Annotated in this window: 3 protein-coding genes; all 3 read right to left on the bottom strand. The window is 34.4% G+C overall.

Annotated features, from left to right (window positions below; all coding sequences use genetic code 11):
* Positions 1 to 122 precede the first annotated feature (122 nt).
* Genes EUBIFOR_RS13060 through EUBIFOR_RS11845 form a run of 3 tightly spaced genes read right to left on the bottom strand, consistent with a single transcriptional unit; the run spans position 123 to position 2,245 of the window.
* The gene (locus EUBIFOR_RS13060; protein ID WP_003866314.1) at positions 123 to 284 is read right to left on the bottom strand and encodes a hypothetical protein; all 162 of its coding nucleotides are present in this window, start codon (positions 282 to 284) and stop codon (positions 123 to 125) included.
* Between the two features lie 2 nt (positions 285 to 286).
* Positions 287 to 1,663 carry an ISL3 family transposase gene (locus tag EUBIFOR_RS11855; RefSeq protein ID WP_003866313.1) on the bottom strand — a complete coding sequence of 459 codons (1,377 nt, stop codon included), beginning with the start codon at positions 1,661 to 1,663 and terminating at the stop codon, positions 287 to 289.
* A gap of 57 nt (positions 1,664 to 1,720) precedes the next feature.
* Positions 1,721 to 2,245 carry a DUF6431 domain-containing protein gene (locus tag EUBIFOR_RS11845; protein WP_003866312.1) on the bottom strand — a complete coding sequence of 175 codons (525 nt, stop codon included), beginning with the start codon at positions 2,243 to 2,245 and terminating at the stop codon, positions 1,721 to 1,723.
* Positions 2,246 to 2,456 lie beyond the last annotated feature (211 nt).

Below are 2,456 nucleotides of genomic sequence, written 5' to 3'. Positions count from 1 at the left end.
GGTAATCCGCAATTAGATAGGGTCGACTAAAAGTTGGCTTCAAAAATTGTAGGGTTGAAAACCCTATGAGTGTTTAAAGGATTATTAACTAGGGAGCAGAGATGTTTGAATCTCTGCTCCTTTTATAAGGGGTGATTTGAATCAATGTATTCAGTTAACTTGTCATATAATTCTTCGAATCTTATGTCAATGTATCCTCGTAGCTCTTCAATTTCAAATTTTATTTCATTGTTTTGAAGATTTCTGAAGTATTCAATCAGTTCGATAATGTCTAGTGCATCCATGATTATTTCTCCTTTGGCTCCAGGCTGAATGTTGCGTTTGGATCGAGTACATACATTACGCGGTTGCGGAAGCGAAGCCAGTTGGTGTAGCCGTTGGCATTGTTCTTGATACATTTGATGATCTTGTTTCGATTCTCAATGATTGCATTATTTACTTTTTTATTGCAGACCACCACCTGGCCTTTGTCTGCTTCAACTTTATACTCAGCACCTACAATCGTAAATGAATTGATGATCTCCTGTTTCCAGTTAATAAGATTATTGGAGAATTTGATCATTTCTTCAATGTTTGTATCAATGAAGCTGCGAATCAGAATTTCTAGATTCACTTTCGCATTGTCGATTGTAGATTTTGAATAGAAGTCTACAAGTTCTAGTTTTAATGAGTAACAAATAGTTAGATCATTATTGATTTCGAGTAGTTTTTTTCTTAAATCGTAGTAGTTCATATAGCTTTTAAAGTGAGAGTTGTATTTGCGCTCACGTTCTACATCAAACAGTCTTCCATGTTTATCTTCATCCTCTGGATTTTTGAATAACAACCAGTTGAATTTCTTTAGAAGATAGTATTCATCTGAAGCCTTATTATCTTTGTACCCTTTCATGACTTTAATACGTACTTCGTTCATTTTTTTGTGGAAATCTTGTGAAAGATGAAAATAATCCAAAAGCATACAAGAACATGGAAACACCTTATGTACAACATCCCGATACACTTCATACATGTCTGAACAGGCGTATTTTACCTTTTTCCGTTCTTCTAAAGGGATCTTTTGAAAATAGTTTAAAAGAAACTCCTTTTTACGGTTAGGCAGAACATCAACGGGAATCTGCTTTTTAAAATCAAGAAGAACACAGACGTACTTACTCTTTTCGGATTTGAAGGCATATACTTCATCAAAATTAATGATTTCCGGAAGCGGGTTTCTGCCAATATCCACATGATTATCAAAAATAGTAGAAACAGAAGTTGGAGAAACATGATATCGTCTGGCAACAGAAGTAAATGTCTCGTTGAAGTCTTTCAGATCCTTTAGAATATTATGCACAGTAAGGATCGATATTTTCTGGGATTTAAAGACAAAGGGATTGAATTCATAGTAGGTCTTTCCACAACATGGACATTTGTAGCGTCTTGCCCTGTATTTAATTATACATTTCTGTGTGGTAAGAGCCGAATGAGTGATCTCCTTGGTTACATACTCCTTGATTTTAGACGCAGTAAACCCACAGTAAGGACAAGCCTGATGTTTGTCTGCAAGTGTAACAAGAAGAACCATCATCTTATTGAATGTAGTACAGACAATATTGGTAATATCATCAGGATTCAGGTGAAAAAGATTGATTAATAGCAGTTTGAAAGCATCATTTTCGATCATAAGATCATCTCCTTTCTGATTTCAATGACATAATATCAAAAGAAATCAGAATCAGAGTTATAGCTCTGTTGGTAGTATACCAAGTGAACGATACCCGTGAGTGGATCCAAAAAGAATCTTGTGACACTTTAAAGATTCTATCTTCAAGTCGTTTTGCCTGAAATTTCTCCAATCTGGAAATAATGAATCCCAAAATTCGATTACACGAGCTTTAACTTTACGAATCGTTTGTAGCGCAACTTCAAAAGAAGTGATCAAATCATCATTCTCATCAAGTGTGACAATATAATAGATGAAAAGATAAGTGAACTGAGTGTAAGGAACAAAATTAGTTGGAAGCAAGGCATGAGTGGATTTACATTGAGCACATTGGATACGTTGAACAGGTATTTCAATCTTACAATCGCCACTGGAAATATCATCAATGATCACAAATCTTTTGTAGTGTCCATACAATATAAAAAGACCAACGACACCACAAACAGGACAATGTAAAGAAAGCAGATCAATCGAAGCAACAAAAGCCTGATAATCATTTTCATTCAAAATCATGTTGAAGTCGTTGATAATTTTCAGTATCATAATATTGTCTTAGAGGACGGATAGAAATCACAAACTTTGGTCGGTGAGGATTTCTATCTTTTTTTATTTACGTCCAATCCTTTCAAAAATACTGTAACAAAAAGGATAGAGAAATTAAACCCTAGAAGTATTTAAAGGTTGTCACTTTCTAAAAGCAAAAATCCCTATGACTTTTAAAGGTTGATTTATCCCTATCCAGATTTAGATATTC

Source organism: Holdemanella biformis DSM 3989 (assembly GCF_000156655.1).
GTDB classification, from domain to species: Bacteria; Bacillota_I; Bacilli_A; order Erysipelotrichales; family Erysipelotrichaceae; genus Holdemanella; species Holdemanella biformis.
The sequence above is the reverse complement of the archived record's forward strand: the minus strand, read 5'-3'. Positions and strand labels throughout refer to the sequence as shown.